This window comes from Microbacterium sp. R1 (genome assembly GCF_015159725.1).
Classification (GTDB): Bacteria; Actinomycetota; Actinomycetes; order Actinomycetales; family Microbacteriaceae; genus Microbacterium; species Microbacterium oxydans.
In genome coordinates, this window is sequence record NZ_JADDUD010000001.1 from 694,684 (window position 1) to 710,310 (window position 15,627).

A 15,627-nucleotide genomic window follows, 5' to 3' on the forward strand; every position below is an offset into this window, starting at 1 on the left:
GTCACAACCCGAGCTGGTCCAGGCGCTCCTCGAAACGCACCTGCACGTCCTCGGGCTCGTCGTCCTCGGCATCGGCCCAGATCGCGTCCAACTCCTTCTGCACCGACTCGGGCAGCGCGGCGAACTTCTCCTCCCAGGCGGCGACCGGCGTCCAGTAGCCGACGACCTTGAAGCGGGTCGCGGGCAGGCCGAGCTCCTTGCGCAGATACTTGCGCACGTCTCGCAGCGCCACGGTCTCGCCGGCCACCCACACGTAGCCCTCATCGAGGGGGAGCCGGTCGTCGACGATGCCGCGCACGAGCGGGCCGAGCGCGCTGGGGCCGTGACCGTTGCCGCCCACCACCCAGGTGACCTCGACATCCGCCCCCGCCTCCAGGCCGATGCGGTCCGACTCGCTCGGCACTTCGAGCACGACCCGCGTGCGCACGCCCCGAGGTGCTTCGGCGATGATGCGCGCCACGGCCGGAAGCCCGGTGAGGTCGGCGACGAGCACCTGCCACGTGATGCCCTCCGGCGGCGAGTACAGACCGGTCGGGGAGTTCAGCCCGAGCACGTGACCCGGCTGCGCGCGGGCGGCCCAGGGACCGGCGACACCCGCCTCGTGGATCACGAAGTCGATGTCGAGCTCACCGGCGTCCGGGCGCACTCCGCTGATCGTGTAGGTGCGCATCGGTGCCTCTGGCGCTCCCTCCGGTGTCTCCCACCAGTCGCCCGCGGGCACCGGCAGCGAGACATCCATCGGGTCGTCGCCGTGTGGGAAGAAGACCCGCACGTACTCGTCGCCGATGCCGGTGCTGAGGAACTCGGCGACGCCCTCGCCGCCGAGCGTGACGCGGACCAGGGTCGGAGTGAGGGTGGTGGTGCTGCTGACGATGCCGCGGTGGATGCTCACGGAGTCTCCGTCTCTGTGGTGGGGGTGGTCTCTGTGGTGGGGGTGGTCTCTTCGGCGGGGGTGGTGTCTGTGGTGGGGGAGGGATCGGTCGGGTTCGGTGTCGCGACTGAGGCGCGAGTCTGCGCCAGCCAGGAGTCGCGATAGAGCCCGTCGGTGGCGAGGAGCTCCTCATGCGTGCCGCGCTGCGTAGCCCTGCCATCGGCGAACACGACGATCTGCTCGGCGGTGACGGCCTGCTGCAGCCGGTGCGCGATGAGCAGAGCGGTGCGTCCTTCGCGCAGCACGGCGATCGCCTCTTCCACGGCTTCTCGATGGTGGAGCCCGACGTCGGCGGTGGCCTCGTCGAGGATCACGATGTCCGGGTCGGCGAGGAAGGCCCGTGCGACGGCGAGCTGCTGGATGCGTCCCTCGTCCAAGGGCACGACAGCCTCCTCGGAAGGCTCCACGTTCTCGCGGACCATGGCATCGACGGCCCACTGCGCTCCGACAGCCTGCAGCGCCGCGATCATCTCGTCGTCGCTCGCCTCCGGAGCGATGAGCCTCAGATTGTCGGCGATCGTGCCCCGGAAGTGATGCAGCTCCTGCGACAGGTAGTACGGGGCCGACGTGCGGGAGGCGAGGTGCACGCTGCCAGAGGTCGGTGGGTGGTGGCCGGCGACCACGCGCGCGAGTGTGCTCTTGCCCGACCCCGAAGTGCCCACCAGCGCCGCCGTGGTGCCCGGCTCGACCCGCAGGTTCACGTCGTGGATCCCCCGGCCGGTGGTCGGATAGCGGAACGTCACGTCGCGCACCTCGATCCCCGCTGATGACGCTGATTCCTCCGATGCCCGTGCTGCCGCGTCCGCTCGCCGATCCGAGGCGATAGTCGACGGCGCGAGGTCGATCACGCCGACGAGTCGCGCCAGGCCGGTGGTCGCGCGTTGGATGTCGTCGAGTCCGAAGATCAACTGCCCCACGGGACCGAACAGACGGTGGAAAAGCAGCGCTGCGGTGGTGACGGCGCCCACCGTGACCGCGCCGGCCGACTGCAGCAGGAACCCGGTGCCGAGGATCGCGGCGAGGCCGACGAGCTCGCCACCGTTGATCCAGCGGAACAGCCGGTTGGTCACTCGCACGCCCTCGATCTGCTTCCGGATCGAGGCCTCTGCGCGCTCTCGCACCCGCTCCAGCGCCGGCTCCTGCTCGTTGAACGCGGTGAGTGTCTCGATACCCTCGACCGCATCGAGTACGGCCTGACTGCGCGCGGCTTCGCGCACCCGCACTTCGCGGAACACGACGCGCGACCTGCGGAGGAACGCCCCGGTGCCGAGCACGTAGAACGGTGCGGAGGCGAGTCCGGCGAGGGCGAGCCGGGGATCGAGCGCGGTCAGTGCGACCACCGACACGGCGATCGCGAATGCGGCGGACAGCAGGGTCGGGGCCACGTTCCCTCCGGCCTCGGCCACCGCATCGACATCGCCGGTCACGCGGGAGAGCAGGTCGGCGCTCTCGCCGTCGTCGACCGTGCTCACCGGAAGACTCATCGCCGAGGCGAACACGTCCTCGCGCAGTGCCGCGAGCATGTCCTGCACCAGACCGGTGAGCACCCGCACGGCCCACAGCATCACCACGGCCGCACCGATGGCGCCCAGTCCCGCTCCGACGACCCAGCCGGCGATGCTCGCGAAGCCTGCGTCTGACGAGACGGCATCGACGATGCGGCCCAGGCAGGCGGGCATCACGATTCCGAGGGCGGAGGCCGCGAGGAAGAGCGCGGCGACGGCTGCCGTGCGGCCGGGATGCCGGCGCAGAAGCGCACCGATGACGGCCCGTACCCGAGCGCTGGAGGCGATCGGCAGCAGAGGGGAGGTCGAGACCGGGTCACCCATGCTGCACCTCCGATCCGCCGGAGGGAACGTCGACGACTCGGTCGCAGGCGCCGAGCAGAATCGGCGAGGTGGTGATCACGATCACGGTCCCGGTGTGTTCTGCCAGGGCGCGGGCGATGTGCGCCTCGGTGAGGGCGTCGACGGCGGAGGTCGGTTCGTCGAGCACGAGCACGTCGGCCTGTGCGTGCAGGGCGCGGGCGATGCCGATGCGCTGCCGTTGTCCGCCCGAGAGACGTCTCCCGGCTTCCCCGACCTGCGCTTCCCAGCCGCCGACCTGCACCACCGTGTCGTGGAGGGCCGCCATCTCGATGAAGGGTGGGTGCGTGGGCTCGTCCCGCCCGTGCCCGCGCACGGCCTCGCGGAGAGAGCCGCTCACGATCGTCTGCCCATGCGGAGGGGCGACGACCCGATACCGGTATTCCACCGGGTCGAGGTCGGCCAGGTCTCGGAGTTCTCCGTCGACCGCGAGGTGGACACGGCCTCGGTCGACACGGGTCCGCAGGCCGAGCATCCGGGAGAGGGCCCTGGCCGTGTCGCTGTCGGCAGGGCGGACACCGAGGAGCTCCCGCTCGCGCACCTCGACGCGCGGCGAACCCGAGTCCGTGTGGAAAGCCAGCACCACCTGTCCCGCCGGACCTGCCGATGCGGGCGATGCGGGCGGCGGATCCAGCAGATCCTCGGCGTCGATCATCTCGGCGAGGCGCTTGGCGGAGGCGAGTTTGTGGATCCAGTTCGAGGGGAACGACCCCGCATACGCGAGGTAGCCGCTGATGAACTGGGCGAGGCCGAGCACGGTCACCAGTTCACCGATGCTGATGCGACCCTCGGCGGCGAACCATGCCGACATGCCCGCCAATGCGGTCGTCGCGATCGCGGCCAATGTGCCGCTCACCGCTTCGTAGGAGGCGAGGGATCGGCCGGCTGCCGTCGCCGCGCGTCGGGAGGTGTCGCTCGCGGCGACGTAACGCCGCACGGCCTCATCCCGGGCACCGATACCCACGAGCACGCGGAATCCGCTCATGAAGTCGGCGGCCACGGCGCCGGCCTCGGTCGCCGCGTGCTGCTCAGCGAACCCGCGACGCTCGAGCGGACGGGAGACGACCTGCATCACGAACATCATCGCGATGGTCGAGCCGAACACGACGAGTGTCGCGACGGGCGAGATCACCAGCATCGCGAGTCCGGCTCCGATGATCGCGGCGATCGTGGAGCATTGCTGCGCCACTGACCAGGCGACGCCGGCGACGCGATAGGTGTCGGATGTGACGAAGGTGAGCGCCTCGCCGGGGGTCACCGTGCGACGGGAGAGCCGGGGTCGCAGCATCCGCGACAGCGCGAGGTGACGGAGCGCCTGCTCGCCGTACCCGTAGACCGAGACCATGAGCCGGGAGGCCGACTGATAGCTCACGGTCAGCACGAGGAACGTTCCGACGAGCACGCCGAGCCAGAGGGCGAGCGCGGCGGGGTCTGCGGGAAGTACGGCGCGGTCTATCGTCGCTCCGATGATGACGGGGATCGTCGCCTCGGCGAGCGCGTGCACGATGAGCAGCGCCGTCGCTCCGGTGAGGGCGATCCCGCGACCCCCCGATCTCAGCGCGATCCCGAACAGCTTCCGCGGAGTGGACGTTTTGGGGGACGTCACGGTGTCCGCCGTCCGAGCGGCAGCACGAGCGGGGTGCCTGAGACGGGGTCGGTGATCACCTTGCAGGGCAGGTCGTACACGGCGTGCACGAGCTCGGCGGTGATGATCTCGCGCGGGTCTCCCTGCGCCACGATGGCCCCGTCGCGCATCGCCACGAGGTGCGTGGCGTAGCGAGCGGCGTGGTTGAGGTCGTGCAGCACGGCGACGAGCGTCGTGCCCTCGCGGTGCAGGTCGGCGAACAGCTCCATCAGGTCGATCTGGTGCGCGATGTCGAGGAAGGTCGTCGGCTCGTCGAGCAGCAGGTGCTTGGTCTGCTGGGCGAGGGCCATCGCCACCCAGACGCGCTGTCGCTGCCCGCCGGAGAGCTCTTCCACCAGGCGCCGTGAGAGATCCGTGACCCCGGTGGCGGCCATGGCCTCGGACACCGCACGCTCGTCGGCGCTGCTCCACGTGCGCATGGCGCTCTGATGCGGGAAGCGTCCGCGACCGACGAGATCGGCGACCGTGATGCCGTCTGGCGCGATGGACGACTGGGGGAGAAGGCCCAGCTTGCGAGCGGCTTCCTTCGGCTTGAGCGAGCGCAGCTCGTCGCCGTCGAGCAGGACGGCCCCGGTGCTCGGGCGCAGCAGCCGGGCGAATCCGCGCAGCAGGGTGGACTTGCCGCACGCGTTCGGTCCGATGATGATCGTGAACGAGTCGTCCGGTACCTCGAGGGTCAGCTCGGAGATGATGGGGGTGTCTCCGTAGCCCAGCGTGATGTCGCGAGCCAGCAGCGAAGCGGTCATGGGTGTTCCTTTCAGGTGCGGCGCGCGTACTGGGCGGCCAGCAGCCAGGCGAGGTAGATGCCGCCGACCGAGACCGTCACGACGCCGACGGGCACGGCGACGAGTTGGGCGACGGCGTCCGACACGACGACGAGCGCGGCCCCGGTCAGCATCACGGGCACGGTGCCCATCGGGGTGTTCGAGCGGGTGAGGCGCTGCGAGATCTGCGGGGCGGCGAGCGCGATGAACGAGATGGGTCCGGCGGCGGCGGTGACGAGCGCGACCAGGGCAACGCCGAACACCATCGCCGCGAGGCGGGTGCGTCCGGGACTGATGCCGAGGGCGGTCGCTGCGTCGTCGCCCATCTCGAGCACGGGGAGCGTGCGGGCGAGCGGGAGGGACAGGAGCATGACGATCGCGAACACGAGAGTCGCCGGGATCAGCTGGTCGAACCCGAGCGAGGCGATCGAACCTGCCCCCCAGGTCGCCGCCATCATCGCCTTCTCGACACTGACCGAGATCAGGATCCACGAGGTGAGGGAGCCGAGTCCTGCCGAGACGCCGATGCCGACGATGATGAGCCGGAACGACGACATCGTGTTCTTGTTCGCCAGCACGTAGACGAGAAGTGCGGTGAACAGGCCGCCGATGAGTGCGCCGACCGCCTTGAACATGTAGGTGTTCAGTTCGAGCACGACCATCACGAGCGTCACACCGAACTGGGCCCCGATGCCGAAGCCGATGATGTCCGGGGAGCCGAGCGGGTTGCGCGTGAGGGACTGGAAGATGCCACCGGCGAGGGCCAGGGCAGCGCCGCACAGCACGGCGAACAGCACCCGGGGCAGGCGCCATTCGACGACCACCTGGCGGATGTCGGGGTCGGAGGAGGGATCGAAGATCGCCCGGATGACGGCCGCGAAGTCGACCTCGTAGGCGCCGAGCGTCATGGAGAAGAGGCCGGCTCCGACGATCACGACGAGGAGGATGAGGCACACGACCACGGAGCGCACCGGGATGAGGGTCGCGACGCGCGCGGTCTCGATCCGGAACAGGCGCCGACCGTGGTCGACGGGCGCGACGTCGGTCGGCCGCGCTGGCGTGCCCGACGCGGTGACCCGCTTCTGATCGATGCTCACAGCCCGCTCACCCGCTTGCGGCGCACGAGCACGATCAGGATCGGGGCTCCGAGGAGGGCGGTGACGATCCCGACGCGCATCTCCCCGTTCGGGAGCACGATGCGGCCCAGGATGTCGGCGAGGAGCAGGAAGGCGGGGCCGATGATCATCGAGTACGCGAGTACCCAGCGTTGATCGGGTCCGGTGAACCAGCGCACGATGTGGGGGATCATGAGTCCGACGAAAGCGATGGGTCCGGCGGCGGCGACGCTGGTTCCCGCCAGCAGGGTCACCGCGATGATGACGAAAATGCGGGTCACCCGCACGCGAGCGCCGAGGGCCTGCGCCAGGTCGTCCCCGAGTGCCAGGGCGTTCAGGGAGCGCGCGCACAACAGACCGATCAGCAGCCCGGCGACGATCAGCGGCACGGCCCAGGTGAGCTGGTCGATCGTGCGTCCACCGATCGAGCCGACACCCCAGAACCGCATGACCTGAAGCGTGCTGGTGTCGCGCAGGACGATGGCGGTGGTGAACCCGGTGAAGGCGGCGCCCAGGGCCACCCCGGCGAGGGTGAGCTTCATCGGGGTCGCGCCCGAGGCGCCGAAGGAACCGAGGATGTACACGAGCATGGTGAGCACGAAGGCGCCGCCGAGGGCGAAGGGCACGTAGGCGCCGGGGGTGGTGAACCCGAGCACGCCGACGGCGAACGTGACGGCGAACGACGCACCGGCGTTGACCCCGAGGATGCCGGGGTCGGCGAGCGGGTTGCGGGTGAATGCCTGGATCAGTCCGCCGCACACGGCGAGAGCCGCGCCCACGACGATGCCGAGCAGGGTGCGGGGCACGCGCAGCTCCATGACCATCAGGTGCAGCGGGTTCTCGTCGTCGTAGGTGAAGAGCGAGTGCAGGACGGTGACGGGGTCGATCGCGCGGGCGCCGACCGCGAGCGAGGCGATGGCGGCGATCACCAGCACACCCGCGGCGATGACGAGTCCCAGAACGAGCGTCCCGTTGCGGTGCGGGGAGCCGGCGTCGCGACTCCCCGCACCCGTGTTCGAGACGTCCGTGACGTCGTCCGTCGTCAGGGACATCCCGTGCGTCACTTGCCGGTGATGGTCGGCTCGCCCTGCAGCGCGCCGGCGAGGTCGTCGACGTACTTCGGCAGGATGTACTTCAGCGAGAGCACGGTGGGTGCGCTGATGGCGGAGGCCTCGGCGTCGTCGGCGTAGATCACGTACGAACCGTTCGCGATCGGGTTCCAGCGGGAGACGACCTTGTTCTCGACGGTGTACTTCCCCTCGTCGGCGCTGCCGCCCCACGCGGCGAACAGGTCGGCCTGGACGTCGTAGAGCTTCTCGAGGCTGACGCCGGTGTACCAGTTGTCGCCCTCGGCGGTCTTGAGGAAGTTGTCCATCGCCGAGGTGGACGTGAATCCGAGGGCCTCGGTGATGCGCACGCGGGGGTCGTACTCGAGGTAGACGCCCAGGTCGGTGCCGCCCTCGTTCAGTGTCAGGCCCCAGACGAAGGTCTTGTCCTGGAACTCGGGGTGCTCGCCGGCGAGGGTGGTGATCTGCTCCTCGGTCTCAGCGATCAGCTCGTCGGCCTTCTTCTCCTCCGACAGTGCCTTGCCGACCGTGCGGGTCATGTCCTCCCACGTGCCGGGGTTCCACGGACCGTCGATGTAGGGGACGGTCGGGGCGATCTCGGTCAGGCGCTCGTACTCGATGTCGGAGATGCCCGAGTACAGGCTCAGGATCAGGTCGGGCTTGAGCTCCTTGATGGCCTCGTAGTTGGGGCCGTCTTCGAGGAAGGGGATGATCTCGGGCGTCTCGCCGTACTCTTCGGTGACGTAGTCCTCGAACCAGGGCTGGTAGCCGCTCTCGCCCGCGCCCCACACCTCTTCCATGCCCACGGGGTTGGTGCCGAGGGCGGCGACGATGTCGGCCGTCATCCAGCCGAGGGTGACGATGCGCTGCGGCTTCTCGGGGATCACGGTCTTCCCGTGGCCGTGCTCGATCACCACGCCGTCGGTTGCGGTGGGCGCCGAATCGGCAGCTTCACCGGGCGCGGTCGAGCACCCGGCCAGCGTGAGGGCGGCGGCGACGGCCGCGGCGACGAGGGCGGAGCCTCGGCGGATCTTCGGGCGCGCAGAAGCGTGCGACATGGTTCTCCTTCGGGAAGGGGGGAGGGTGTTGCCGCATCGACGCGGCGAGAAGTTAGGTAAGCATGCCCTAACAGAACGATGCTAGAACGCGGATGGCGCGCTCAGTGTTGCGGGAGCGACGACTTGTATCGCGGAACCGACAAACGCCGGTCGGATCGACCGTCGGGCGACCGGGAATGCCGTGCCCTCAGCGCCAGTACAGCTGGTGGGCGGCGTCGGAATGCACCCGCGCCACATGCTGTCGCGGGGTCAGGCCGAAGCGGTCCTTGAATGCGGCGGAGAAGGCGCTCGTCGTGGCGTAGCCGCAGCGGTGCGCGGCGGCGCCGATGGGGGTGCCGTCCACGACCAGTCGGGCTCCGAGAGTCATCCGCACTCCGGTGCGCCAGCGCCCGAAGCTCATGCCGACGTCGTTCTGGAAGATGCGCAGCACCGTGCGCTCGTGGAGGCCGTGGGCGAGGAACAGCTCGATCGCACTGCGGGGGTCGCCGGGGTCGGCGAGCACGGTCTGCACGAGAGCTGCCACGCGGTCGTCGGCGGGCATCGGCACCTCGCCCCACTCGCTCGCGGCCTCCGGCAGCGGCTGTTGGAGCATCTCGATCAGGACGGACTGGATGCGCACGCGCAGGTCGGTGGGCATGTCGTTGATGCCGAGGTGCAGCAGCATCTCCTGCACGGCGCGCGGCACGAGCACCCGGGTGATGCCGTCGATCGGGGTGATCAGCGCGGAGTCGGGGATGTAGGTGTAGCAGCCCGTCGAGTCCGCCTCGTGATGAGCGGTGTGTGGGGTGTTGGCCGGGATCCATACGCCCTGACCGGGAGCGAGTCGCCACCGCGCATCCTGCAGGTGCACCCACACCGTGCCGCGATAGCACCAGGCCAGCATCGGGTCGGCGTGGCTGTGCGGGGGAGAGAGCGGACGGGTTCCCGTGTCTTCGGCGGTGACCACACCAGTGCCCATCAGGTACGGCTCGTTCACGGTCGACGGATACGAGGGGCTCGCCGCCCAGTCGTCCTGCCGGTATGAGTTCATTCGTGCTCCGCGTGACGGGCTGCGCCGCGGGCTCGAAATCCGGCCTGCCGTCCTCGCCATGCTAACGGGGTGCGGTGCGGTGCGGTGCGGTGCGGTGCGAGTGCGACGCGAGGCCCGATGATGGAGGTATGCCCTCCGCTCATCGCCCCGGTCTGCGGGTCTCGTCGGGTCTCACGATCCCCGAGGCCGAGCTGTCGTGGCGCTTCTCGCGGTCGTCCGGTCCGGGCGGTCAGGGCGTGAACACGGCTGATTCCCGTGTGGAGCTGGTGTGGGATGCGGCGCGTTCGCCGGTGCTCTCACCGCATCAACGCGAGCGACTGCTCGACCGGTTGAGCGGTCGTCTGGTCGACGGCGTGCTGACGATCGCCGCCTCAGAACACCGCGCACAGCTGCGGAACCGGGATGCGGCGCGCGATCGACTCGTCGCTCTCGTGGAGGAGGCGCTGCGTCCGCCCGCTCCGCCGCGTCGAGCGACGAAGCCGAGTCGGGGATCGAAGGAGCGCCGGCTGAAGGCGAAGCAGCGGCGCACGGATGTCAAGAGCCTGCGTCGGCGCCCGCGCGACGACTGAACCGACAGTGAACGAGGGCGATGCCCGATCGTGATCCTCGGGCGCACCTGAAGTCCCTATGCTCGACGCCATGGTCGACCAGGTCGGGTGGGTTCCGGAGTCCCAGTACCGTCGCGCCGTGGGTCTCCTCCGTGGCTGGGTGACGGGGCTGGCGATCCTGGGCGTCGTCGGGGTGCTGATCCTCGGTGCGTTGATGTTCCGCTGGGTGTTCCAGGTCTCGCCCTTCCCCGTGGTCGTGTCGTCGCCGGCGGCGTGTCATCTTGGCGGCGATCCGCAGGACCCCAGGTTGTACGTGGCGGTCGACGTGCAGAGGATAGTTGACGGGGCGCTCGTGGACGCATCATCGTTGGGCCCTTCGGGATGGACTGTCGAGGCCGCAGGGGTCGCCGCGTCGATGCCCGAGTTCGCTGCCCTGGATGACGCGGCGTTGACGCGCATCATCGAGCGGGCGGCGGCGGATTCCTCGATGCTCAGCGCGAAGAGGCCCACCGGCGTTCTGCTCGTGGTGCTCGACACCGAGGGTGAGAGCAGCGGGAGCCTCGCCGGACTCCGCACCGAGTGGGTGTTGGGGGAGCCCGTCCACCAGCAGGATGTGCCTCTGGGAATCGAGTTCACGCCTTCCGGTTGCACGGTGACGACCGTTCGATGAGGGCTCTCTAGCTGGCGGATCCGCTGAGGCCGGCTTCGACCGGCGCCCAGCCGTTCTCGAGGATCACGAATCCCGCTTCGAGCGTTCCGAACGGGTCGTCGTTCTCGTTGACGAGCAGCTGCATCTGCAGGATGAACCGCGAGTAGACCCGGATCTCCGGGGTGGGGGTGTCGAGTCCCAGTTCGTCGGCGATCGCGTCGGAGAGGGCGTCTTCGTGTCGGAGCCACATCTTCGCCGCGTAGTCGCGCAGCGCCGGTGTCTCGTTCAGGAAGCGCATGAAGGTGCGAGTGATCTCGTCTCCGTGCTCGTCGACGTTCGCGCGGAGCTCTGAGGCGTAGAAGTCGTGGATGGCGCGGTTGATCGTGCTCCCCGACGGGCGCTCGCGGACGGCGGCCACCAGGCGGTCGCGCTGCTCGTCGTCTTCGTCGAACACCAGCGCCTCCTTCTGAGGGAAGTGCGCGAACACGGTCGTGGGGGAGACATCTGCGGCATCGGCGACCTCGCGGATGCTCACCTCATCGAAGCCGCGTTCCAGGAACATGGCCGTCGCGACGTCGGAGATCGCCTTGCGGGTCGCGGCCTTCTTCCGTTCGCGGCGACCGAGAGGTGCGGGGTTCGTCATGCCCGACAGTCTATCGTGAACCCACTATAAAACTGGCTTGACACCAAAACTGGTATGACTACACTTTCGGTATGACTTCACCCACCTCTCTCACGCGACGGGACCAGAACCGCGCGTGGATCATGCTCATCGTGCTCACGATGCTCACCGTCATCGGAATGACGGTCGTCCTCCCGGTCCTGCCCTTCGTCGTGCTCCAGTACGTCTCGCACGAGAGCGACCTGGCCATCTGGGTCGGCGTGCTCGAAGCGATCAATGGGCTCTGCGCCTTCCTGGTCGCGCCCTTCCTCGGACGTCTCTCAGACCGCTTCGGACGTCGGCCCGTGATCATCGTCGCGGCATTCGGTGCCGCCTTCTCGATGGCGCTGTTCGGATTCGGCGGAGCGCTCTGGGTGCTCGTGCTCGCCCGCGTCATCCAGGGCCTCACCGCGGGCGACCTGCCTGCCCTCTTCGCCTACCTGGCCGACATCACCCCGCCGGAGCAGCGCGCCAAGCGCTTCGGCCTCCTCGGTGCGCTCTCGGGGATCGGCACCATGATCGGCCCGGCCATCGGAGGACTGCTCGCCGCGATCAGCATCCAGCTCCCGGTGTTCCTCACCGCCGCCGTCGCCCTCACGATCGCGATCCTCAGCATCTTCCTCCTCCCGGAGAGCCTGAAGCCGGGCAACAGGATCGCCACGATCAAGCTGCGCGATGTGCAGCCCTTCGCCGTCTTCAAGGAGGCCTTCGGACGCAAGGAGCTGCGCGGGCTGATGATCGGCTTCGGTCTGCTCGCGCTGCCGTTCGGCTTCTTCGTGAACAACTTCAGCGTGCTCGCCCTGGACTCCATCCAGTGGGGACCGACCCAGATCGGACTCCTGACCGCGGCCGTCGGCATCATCGACATCCTCATTCAGGGCGTGCTGCTGGGCATCCTGCTTCCGCGCATCGGCGAGCGCGGAGTGATCGTGAGCGGCATCGTCGCGCAGATGATCGGTCTCGCGGCCCTCGCCGTCGTGGCGTCCGTCTTCGCGCAGCCGTGGGTGTTCATCGTCGGCGCCCTCATGCTGGCCGCCGGCCAGGGGGCGTCCCAGGCCGCGATGGACGGGGCGATGTCCAACGCCGTCGGCGACGACGAGCAGGGCTGGCTCGGCGGAGCCACCCAGTCGTTGAATGCGGCGATGGGCACGGCAGCCCCGCTCATCGCCGGTGCGCTCTACGCACTGGTCAGCCACGCGGCCCCGTACTGGCTCGGGGTCGCGCTCATGATCGTGGCGGTGATCGTCGTCAGCCGCGCGCACATCGCGAACACCGCGAAGCGCCCGGCCGGCGAGACGACGGGCGACGCTCCCGCGGCACTCGTGGAGACGGCCGGCTGAGGTTCAGTCCGAGGGGGTTGCCGGGCGCGGCAGCCCCCTCAGCTGTGCGATCGACGCCAGCAACTCTTCCGGCGCGGTTCCGATGCTTCCGAGCACCGCGGCGGCTGCCGCGCTGAATCCCGCCGTGTCGATCGGGAGCTGTGCCACGTTCGGCACCAGTCCCTTCTCGTTCGTCACCCACTGGCCGGCGGCCGCGTGCCAGGCATGGGCGATCAGCATGGCCGTCGTGGTTCCGCACAGCGCCACGTAGGCGGCATCGCCCGTCTTCGCGCCCTTCGTGGCTGCGTCCAGCAGGAAGTCGACCTGCCAGAGATTCTCGATGAACGCCGCGCGGAGGGCGTCGGGGTACGGAGTCACACTGCGAGCCAGCGCGACGAGGATCCCGTCCGGGTCGCAGAGCGGCACGCCGGTCGCCACCTCACCCGCATAGGCGACGTCGAGGAAGCCGAGCGGATGTCCCGGCTGGGAGTGGAAGGCGAACTCGCCACGGGCGGCGCGGGCGCACTGGTCCTCGACGCGGGTCACGTCGCGGAGGATGAGGTCGACCGGTGCGCCGTCGACGATCAGCCAGGCCCCGCTGTCGACCCAGGGTCCCCATCCGCCGCGGCCGGCGATCTCGACGTCTTCGCCGGTCCATCCGCTCGCTGCCTCCGCGAGGGCGGTCAGGTCGACGTCCGCCTCCACATACAGCCCCAGATCGATGTCGGAGTCGGGACGGTGCGTCCCGCGCGCGCGGCTGCCGCCCAACGCGACGGCTCGCACCCCTGGCACCTTTCCCAGGTCGTCGGCCATGGAGCGGAGGCGGTCTTCATCGAGCACGACACCGATCGTACTCATGCGGATTCCCCGGTGCGGATCCCGCCGGCGTCAGTCCTTGCCGCCGCGCACGAGCTCGAGCCCTGCGCCGGCGAACTGCCGCAGGGTCGCGTCCGGGAGGAAGGCTCGGGTGAGCGCTCCGCCGATGCGGGTGAGGTCGCTCTCGTCACGGAACAGCAGGTACATGGTCTCGTACCGCGGGTGGAACTTCTGCTTGAAGCGGTGCAGCGACCCGAAGCCGTACACGGGTTCCAGGGCCTCGGCGAGCCGGTCGCTGAGCGCTGCGATCATCCCGGCATCCGGTGGATAGTCGTGGGCGAGCGGTGCCCCTGAGAGCGACATGATCTGTGCGCCCTCGTCGGCGAATTGGCGGGCGGAGGATCCGATGAGGTACTCCATCACCGGCCCGAAGCCGCCCTCGCGACGCCGCATGAGGTCGAGGGTCCAGCCGCGCACGACGCCGCCTTCGCCGTAGACCGGCAGCCACGACAGGAACCCGTCGACGTCGCCGTTCGGAGCGAGGGCCAGCGCGAGTCGCACCTCCGGGTCTTCCGCCTCGTCGAGCGTGCCGAGCGTGAAACGCATCTCCGGCAGATCCTTGTCTCCCACCCAGGCCTCCGAGATCGCGCGCAGCTGCTGCTGCACACCCCACGGTTCGGCCTTCAGGTGCGTCATCCGGAACGTCATCTCCTCGCGGCCCGCCTTGTTGAGCGAGGTGCGGACGGAGTTCCAGCGCTTGCCGGTGAACTCCAGGCCGGGGAGGTCGACGATCGTGTCGTCCGCCACCACGATGCTCCGCCACGTCGAGGGCACGGCGGCGCGCGTGGCTTCGTCGGCGCTGAAGAAGCACGGCACGAGACCGGCCAGCTCGGCGGCGTGGATGAAGTCGGTCACGGCCTCGGCGCGCGTCTGTGCCGGTCCGATCGGGTCGGCGAGGGCGAGGGCGACGCCGTTGCGCCGCTGGTACGCCACGATGCCGCCGATGACCCTGGCGTAGCTGTTGCCCTCCCACGTCGTCATCCACGACAGCGTGCCGCCCCCGTGCGTGCGCAGCTGCTGCTTCATGTCCTCGACGGTGGGGGCGGGTTGCATGCCGAGCTTGGCTCGCCGCTTGGCGCGGAAAGCGCGGCGTACCCAGATCAGGTACACGAGCATGATCAGCCAGAGGAACCCGTTCGCCAGAGCGAGCTCGGTGTCTCCATCCCAACGGAAATCGACCTGAGCCTGGCTGTACACCGTGATCAGGATCAGCACGAGAGTGGCAGTGAGGACGTTGAAGATCCCCAGCAGCAACGCGAGCACCCAGGTCCAGCGGCGCCCACGCCGGAGGCCGTTCACCAACACGAGGATCACGACGAGGTCGATCGCCAGGTCGATGAATCCGCCGGACGCGGGATCGGTCTGGCCGAAGGGGCCGTCGGTCGCCACGAACGTCGTGATGATCTCCACGGCGCCGAGGACGAGCATCGCGACCACGGCGATCAGCCGCTGCTCGCGGACCGTGGTGTGCCGCACCCGCAGCGACCGGTCGACCACGAGGATCAGCAGCACCGCGAGGAGGTGTTCGAGGTCGGCGACCTTGCCCCAGAACAGCATCGCGATGAAGACGAAGCCGAGCAGGATGAGCCAGCCGCGCACTCGCCACGGCGGACGGAACAGCCCGACCGCGGCGGCGATGCAGGCCATGGTGCCGCCGGATGCCCCCACGTCGAGTGCCTGGGCCTGCTCCGTCGCCCAGGCCCAGGGGAACTGCGACAGCAGGAACAGCAGCAGCGCGGTGGCGAAGATCGCGAACAGCTGCCCGATCCAGTAGTAGGCGAGCGCGATGCGCGACCCGCGACGGAACTCCAGGTAGGCCATGCCCCAGAAGCCCGCGATGGTGAACAGATACACCCACGGCTCGTTGACGAAGAACGTGCCGGTGAGCGGAGTCCACCACTTGCCGTCGGCCAGGTTGGGAAGACCGTAGGCGACGCTCTGGAAGAGTGCGGTGTCCTCGAACGGTGTCCAGAGTCCGCGCGAGACCACCCCGACGACGAGGATCAGCAGCACCATCGTCAGCGTCGCGGGGATGCGCCGGACGACGGCGATCACGGGATGCGGAGAGGGGGAGTGCTCCTCGGTCATGCGCTCAGCGT

14 protein-coding genes are annotated in these 15,627 nt (G+C 69.3%); 3 read left to right on the forward strand and 11 right to left on the reverse strand.

Going from position 1 to position 15,627, the window contains the following annotated elements; translation table 11 throughout:
* Position 1: 1 nt before the first annotated feature.
* The 8 genes from ILP86_RS19880 to ILP86_RS03440 form a co-directional block, all read right to left on the reverse strand.
* Positions 2–892 carry a siderophore-interacting protein gene (locus tag ILP86_RS19880; protein WP_046747779.1) on the reverse strand — a complete coding sequence of 297 codons (891 nt, stop codon included), beginning with the start codon at positions 890–892 and terminating at the stop codon, positions 2–4.
* Positions 889–2,760 (reverse strand): ABC transporter ATP-binding protein, encoded by a 1,872-nt coding sequence (locus ILP86_RS03410; RefSeq protein ID WP_193761374.1) that lies wholly within the window; start codon positions 2,758–2,760, stop codon positions 889–891. Before ILP86_RS03410 ends, ILP86_RS19880 begins: the two co-directional genes overlap by 4 nt.
* Complete coding sequence (locus ILP86_RS03415; RefSeq protein WP_193761375.1) at positions 2,753–4,402, reverse strand: ABC transporter ATP-binding protein; 1,650 nt, start codon at positions 4,400–4,402, stop codon at positions 2,753–2,755. The genes ILP86_RS03410 and ILP86_RS03415 overlap by 8 nt, the downstream gene beginning before the upstream one ends.
* Positions 4,399–5,187: an ABC transporter ATP-binding protein gene (locus ILP86_RS03420; protein ID WP_061016883.1), complete on the reverse strand. Its 789-nt coding sequence runs from the start codon at positions 5,185–5,187 to the stop codon at positions 4,399–4,401. Before ILP86_RS03420 ends, ILP86_RS03415 begins: the two co-directional genes overlap by 4 nt.
* An 11-nt stretch (positions 5,188–5,198) precedes the next feature.
* A complete protein-coding gene (locus ILP86_RS03425) occupies positions 5,199–6,302 on the reverse strand; it encodes an iron chelate uptake ABC transporter family permease subunit (RefSeq protein ID WP_193761376.1) in 1,104 nt (367 codons plus the stop codon).
* Complete coding sequence (locus tag ILP86_RS03430; RefSeq protein WP_227750902.1) at positions 6,299–7,372, reverse strand: iron ABC transporter permease; 1,074 nt, start codon at positions 7,370–7,372, stop codon at positions 6,299–6,301. The genes ILP86_RS03425 and ILP86_RS03430 overlap by 4 nt, the downstream gene beginning before the upstream one ends.
* Before the next feature lie 8 nt (positions 7,373–7,380).
* Entirely contained in the window at positions 7,381–8,445 is a 1,065-nt protein-coding gene (locus ILP86_RS03435) for an ABC transporter substrate-binding protein (RefSeq protein ID WP_193761378.1), read from the reverse strand.
* A gap of 187 nt (positions 8,446–8,632) precedes the next feature.
* Positions 8,633–9,475: an AraC family transcriptional regulator gene (locus ILP86_RS03440; RefSeq protein ID WP_193761379.1), complete on the reverse strand. Its 843-nt coding sequence runs from the start codon at positions 9,473–9,475 to the stop codon at positions 8,633–8,635.
* A gap of 128 nt (positions 9,476–9,603) precedes the next feature.
* Between ILP86_RS03440 and arfB the strand changes: the two genes are divergently transcribed.
* On the forward strand, positions 9,604–10,044 hold the full coding sequence (arfB, locus tag ILP86_RS03445; protein WP_141368663.1) for an alternative ribosome rescue aminoacyl-tRNA hydrolase ArfB: 441 nt from the start codon (positions 9,604–9,606) through the stop codon (positions 10,042–10,044).
* 70 nt (positions 10,045–10,114) lie between these two features.
* A complete protein-coding gene (locus tag ILP86_RS03450) occupies positions 10,115–10,693 on the forward strand; it encodes a hypothetical protein (RefSeq protein ID WP_157543587.1) in 579 nt (192 codons plus the stop codon).
* A 7-nt stretch (positions 10,694–10,700) separates the two neighbouring features.
* Here the strand turns inward: ILP86_RS03450 and ILP86_RS03455 are convergent, their stop codons facing one another.
* Positions 10,701–11,315 (reverse strand): TetR/AcrR family transcriptional regulator, encoded by a 615-nt coding sequence (locus ILP86_RS03455; RefSeq protein ID WP_046747787.1) that lies wholly within the window; start codon positions 11,313–11,315, stop codon positions 10,701–10,703.
* Between the two features lie 71 nt (positions 11,316–11,386).
* Between ILP86_RS03455 and tet(42) the strand changes: the two genes are divergently transcribed.
* Positions 11,387–12,673: a tetracycline efflux MFS transporter Tet(42) gene (gene tet(42) / locus ILP86_RS03460; protein WP_227750903.1), complete on the forward strand. Its 1,287-nt coding sequence runs from the start codon at positions 11,387–11,389 to the stop codon at positions 12,671–12,673.
* A gap of 3 nt (positions 12,674–12,676) precedes the next feature.
* Here tet(42) and ILP86_RS03465 read toward each other — a convergent pair whose 3' ends face one another.
* Both ILP86_RS03465 and ILP86_RS03470 read right to left on the reverse strand, forming a co-directional pair.
* Positions 12,677–13,510 (reverse strand): nucleotidyltransferase family protein, encoded by an 834-nt coding sequence (locus tag ILP86_RS03465; protein ID WP_193761380.1) that lies wholly within the window; start codon positions 13,508–13,510, stop codon positions 12,677–12,679.
* Positions 13,511–13,540: 30 nt separating this feature from the next.
* On the reverse strand, positions 13,541–15,616 hold the full coding sequence (locus tag ILP86_RS03470) for a bifunctional lysylphosphatidylglycerol flippase/synthetase MprF (protein ID WP_061016893.1): 2,076 nt from the start codon (positions 15,614–15,616) through the stop codon (positions 13,541–13,543).
* Positions 15,617–15,627 lie beyond the last annotated feature (11 nt).

Excerpts from the sequence above, each read along its gene's own strand:
- ILP86_RS03420 (WP_061016883.1), bottom strand. The coding sequence starts at position 5,187 with ATGACCGCTTCGCTGCTGGCTCGCGACATCACGCTGGGCTACGGAGAC.
- ILP86_RS03465 (WP_193761380.1), bottom strand. The coding sequence starts at position 13,510 with ATGAGTACGATCGGTGTCGTGCTCGATGAAGACCGCCTCCGCTCCATG.
- ILP86_RS03470 (WP_061016893.1), bottom strand. The coding sequence starts at position 15,616 with ATGACCGAGGAGCACTCCCCCTCTCCGCATCCCGTGATCGCCGTCGTC.
- ILP86_RS03440 (WP_193761379.1), bottom strand. The coding sequence starts at position 9,475 with ATGAACTCATACCGGCAGGACGACTGGGCGGCGAGCCCCTCGTATCCG.
- ILP86_RS03455 (WP_046747787.1), bottom strand. The coding sequence starts at position 11,315 with ATGACGAACCCCGCACCTCTCGGTCGCCGCGAACGGAAGAAGGCCGCG.
- arfB (WP_141368663.1), top strand. The coding sequence starts at position 9,604 with ATGCCCTCCGCTCATCGCCCCGGTCTGCGGGTCTCGTCGGGTCTCACG.
- ILP86_RS03410 (WP_193761374.1), bottom strand. The coding sequence starts at position 2,760 with ATGGGTGACCCGGTCTCGACCTCCCCTCTGCTGCCGATCGCCTCCAGC.
- ILP86_RS03450 (WP_157543587.1), top strand. The coding sequence starts at position 10,115 with ATGGTCGACCAGGTCGGGTGGGTTCCGGAGTCCCAGTACCGTCGCGCC.
- ILP86_RS03435 (WP_193761378.1), bottom strand. The coding sequence starts at position 8,445 with ATGTCGCACGCTTCTGCGCGCCCGAAGATCCGCCGAGGCTCCGCCCTC.
- ILP86_RS03430 (WP_227750902.1), bottom strand. The coding sequence starts at position 7,372 with ATGTCCCTGACGACGGACGACGTCACGGACGTCTCGAACACGGGTGCG.